Raw genomic sequence first — 3,997 nt, forward strand, 5'->3', positions numbered from 1 at the left:
CCACTGCTGGGCCGGGCTTTGGCGCGGCGGATGATTTGATTGTTTTTAATTTAGAACTATCTGAAGCCGAAATGTAGGGCTTAGTGATGGCTTGAGTTTGTATTGAATTAACATAAGGTTGGGGTGCTCGAATGGCTGCTATTTGACTATTATTTGTAGCCGCTAGATTAAGAGATTGCCCTGGATAAATAGTATAAGGAGGCGATAAACGGTTCAAACGAGCAACTTCGACAAAATTACGTCCAGCCCCCCAAGCTATTGAATAAAGCGTGTCACCTTTCCTTACTTTATATTTATCGTTTTTCAAAGAGCCTTTATGATAACGCGGACCATGATTTTTTGACGATAAGGTGTCTACCGGTGCAGGACGTTCAGCTTGAAAGCTGCATCCAGTGAGCATGATTGCTAAGACCACAAAGTTTGGCCAACCGGTATTCATCAAACAAAATCCTTAACGGGGAAATACGTGATTGTTAAGCTAAATGAGCTTATTCCAAACGAAAATATCAGTAATTGATAAGATTCATATCTATAGTGTTAACTAAGCCAAATCTCCATTAATAAGAGGAACAAATTTAACGGCCTCTATAATCTCAGATTGGAATGTTTTTCCGATACGGGTGATTTTAAGCAATTGCTGGGTGTCTTCTCCTACCGGAATAATCAGTACACCGTGCTCGGACAATTGTTCAAGCAATGCTTGAGGTACTGTTGCAGCTGCAGCTGTAACCATAATGCCATCGAACGGCCCACGGTTTGACCACCCTTGCCATCCATCACCATATTTGAATGCTACGTTGTGTAAATCTAGACGTTTTAGCCTTTGACGAGCTTGAATTTGTAATGCTTTTATACGCTCAATAGTAAATAATTCGGGAATTAACGATGCTAAGACAGCGGCTTGATAACCTGAGCCAGTTCCAATTTCTAGCACTTTTTGAGGATTATGCTGCAGCAGCAGTTCAGTCATTCGAGCCACAATATAAGGCTGTGAAATGGTCTGCCCCTGCCCGATGGGTAATGCCGTATTTTCATACGCTTTATGAGCTAATGCACCATCAAGGAACAATTCACGTGGTGTTGTTGCTACAGCATGCAATACCGCAGGATGTCGGATCCCTGCCTCGGCCAGTTTCTTGGCCAAATTCATTGCTGATGTAGAAGCTACGCGTGTCATATTTTTATTATCCAATCGGCTAATCCATCAAGTTGATTGTATGCCGTTAAGTCTACTGTTAGTGGCGTTATAGATACATATCCAGCGGCCACAGCACCAAAGTCAGTCCCTTCTCCGGCATCTTGTTCACTGCCAACAGGACCAAGCCAGTATATATCTTTACCCGCTGGGTCTTGGGTTTTTATCATACCTTCGGCTTTATGTCGGGCACCTAAACGGGTAACTTTAATACCTTTAATTTGTGCTACAGGTAAATCTGGAACATTAACATTCAAAATTTGATCACGGCTAATAGGATGTTCCAACAAGCCTTTTACAATTTTGGCAGCAAAGATGGCTGCTGTATCGTAATGAATTAATGATTTGCCAACCAGTGATACCGCAATAGCTGGTAAACCTAAAAATCGCCCTTCCATTGCGGCAGCTACGGTGCCTGAATATAAGGTGTCATCCCCCATATTCGCTCCAGCATTAATACCTGAAACAACAATATCGGGTTCCGTTTCACATAATTGCCTAATCGCAAGGTGAACACAATCTGTAGGTGTGCCATTAACAGAAATATAGCCGTTTTCTAAGTTATTAATTCTTAATGGATTAGTCAAGGTTAATGAATTACTCGCACCAGAGCAATTACGATCGGGTGCGACGGTTAATACTTGCGCAAACGCACTCAAAGCGTGAGTTAATGCCATAATACCAGGGGCTCTCACGCCATCATCATTACTGACTAAAATATTAATCATTAATTAACACTCTTCATTGGTTTGTGCTTGTTGTTCTGCAACCATTACTTTTCGTTGTGACTCTTGGACATCCTGATAATCAGCAAGTTCGCGAAGCACCGAAGTAGCATAACTCCCTGCCGGTAGCACAAATTCAAGGGTGACCGTATCAGCATCAAACTGCCACTTCATCCCTTGAGGTTCTAGTAACAATGGGCGTCGCTCTTGTGATAAACCTGCTTCTTCGAGCCCCTGCAAATCGATCGATAAATCAGCTAAAGGCGTTAGCTCTAAAGCTAATGCTTCACCTTGTGCTAAGGGTGTGCCCCTCCCCCAAAGAGGAGCGGAAAGTTGAATATCTTTTTCTGCTAAACGGGTCTTGAGGACCTCATCCCATACTTCTGCAGTAAAATAGCTTTTACTGCCAGCTAACATCACGCAATCGCCAGCTATTGTGTCAGCCTGATGATTAGCTAAACGAAATGACACCACCTGATTGAACACATTTGAGCGCACTGCAGATAAATACATGCTGCGTTTATGGCGATCTTTGATGTTTCGACCACCACTGAGCATTTGTCTACCTAATATCAAGTTTTTGCCATCATGGCCAAAGCGTTGCTCACCAAAATAATTGGGGACACCGAGTTTGGCTATTTGCTGCAAACGCGCTTCGACATCAGCAGTATCATTGATATTACGCAATGTCAGTACAAATCGATTTCCAAGTAAGGCGCCAATACGCAATTTTTTACTGTGACGACTGCTCGACAGAATGGTTAATTTATCGTCATTTAGCTCTGTCCACTCTGGCGTTTCTTTACCTGGAATACGTATGCCGAACCATTGTTCAGTAATAGCATTTTTGTCTTTCTGACCGGCGAAGGTCACTTCTTTGGGATGCACTTTAGCAAATTTAGCTAATATTTCAGCAACATATACGGTATTCATGCCATTTTTACGTACATGAAGCATATGATGCTCGCCTTCCCCTGTTGGGGTAAAAGGCAAAATTTCTTTAACAATAAAGTCGCTGTTATTGGTACGTAAATCAGCTTGGCTTATTGGTTTACCAAATAGGTAATGTAATTCTTTCATGTGACAGAACTCTCTATATTTTGTAGGTTATTGGCTCTTCATCAACACAACAGCTTCAACAGCAATGCCTTCTTTACGTCCAGTAAAACCGAGATTTTCGGTAGTCGTCGCTTTAACATTAATATTATCGATATCGGTTTGTAAGTCAGCACTTAAGCACTGACGTATGGCTTCAATATGGGGTGCCATCTTAGGTGCTTGAGCAATAATGGTGACATCTAGATTACCTAAAACAAACTGCTTTTGCAGTGCAAGTTGATAACAGTGTCTTAATAGCACTCGACTATCGGCACCAGCAAAATTAGCATCAGTATCAGGGAAATGTTTACCTATATCACCTAACGCCATCGCCCCTAATATCGCATCACTAATGGCATGAAGCACAACATCACCGTCAGAATGGGCAATCAGTCCACAGTCATAAGGAACAGTAACACCACCTAAAATTAGTGGACTATCACCGCCAAATTTATGTACATCGAAACCATGACCGATACGAATATTCATTTAAAAACCTTATCTTAACTTGCTTTGAACTAATATTAACGAGTGTGGTTATTTCAGTTAATTATTGCTGTGACATAAATAGAGTTGCCAACTGTAAATCATCTGGATGAGTCACTTTGATATTATCCATTCGGCCATTAACCAATCCCGGCATAATACCAGCCCATTCCATGGCACTGGCTTCATCAGTAATAGGTACCTGCGCCGCTAATGCTGCCGATAAGTGGGATCGTAAAATCGACAAAGGTAAATATTGCGGCGTTAATGAATGTGATAGTAACGAACCATCAACGGTATGAACAAGATGACCATTGGCGTCACTGCGCTGCATGGTGGCGCGAACGGGTGCAGCTAGAATGGGACCTTGTGGAGGAATGGCTACCCAGTCAATCAATTGGGTTATATCTTGGTGGTTTACGCAAGGTCTTGCGGCATCATGAACCAGCGCCCACGCATCTGGATTTTACTTGGGCGAAAAGTTTAATGCAGC

At 42.3% G+C, this 3,997-nt stretch carries 5 protein-coding genes and 1 pseudogene; all 6 read right to left on the reverse strand.

Annotation, left to right across the window (positions count from 1 at the left end):
* On the reverse strand, nt 1-439 hold a 439-nt coding region (locus tag H5202_RS18675), incomplete at its 3' end, for a LysM peptidoglycan-binding domain-containing protein (protein WP_182773390.1).
* A gap of 102 nt (nt 440-541) precedes the next feature.
* Complete coding sequence (locus tag H5202_RS18680) at nt 542-1,177, reverse strand: protein-L-isoaspartate(D-aspartate) O-methyltransferase (RefSeq protein WP_182773393.1); 636 nt, start codon at nt 1,175-1,177, stop codon at nt 542-544.
* Nucleotides 1,174-1,923: a 5'/3'-nucleotidase SurE gene (gene surE, locus H5202_RS18685; RefSeq protein WP_182773391.1), complete on the reverse strand. Its 750-nt coding sequence runs from the start codon at nt 1,921-1,923 to the stop codon at nt 1,174-1,176. The genes H5202_RS18680 and surE overlap by 4 nt, the downstream gene beginning before the upstream one ends.
* A 3-nt stretch (nt 1,924-1,926) precedes the next feature.
* Nucleotides 1,927-3,000: a tRNA pseudouridine(13) synthase TruD gene (gene truD, locus H5202_RS18690; protein ID WP_182773392.1), complete on the reverse strand. Its 1,074-nt coding sequence runs from the start codon at nt 2,998-3,000 to the stop codon at nt 1,927-1,929.
* A 27-nt stretch (nt 3,001-3,027) separates the two neighbouring features.
* Complete coding sequence (gene ispF / locus H5202_RS18695; RefSeq protein WP_101085630.1) at nt 3,028-3,507, reverse strand: 2-C-methyl-D-erythritol 2,4-cyclodiphosphate synthase; 480 nt, start codon at nt 3,505-3,507, stop codon at nt 3,028-3,030.
* 61 nt (nt 3,508-3,568) lie between these two features.
* Nucleotides 3,569-3,964, reverse strand: a pseudogene (locus H5202_RS18700) (2-C-methyl-D-erythritol 4-phosphate cytidylyltransferase); the annotation flags it as partial.
* Nucleotides 3,965-3,997 lie beyond the last annotated feature (33 nt).

Origin of the sequence: Shewanella sp. SG41-4, assembly GCF_014164505.1 — a bacterium.
Lineage (GTDB): Bacteria > Pseudomonadota > Gammaproteobacteria > Enterobacterales > Shewanellaceae > Shewanella.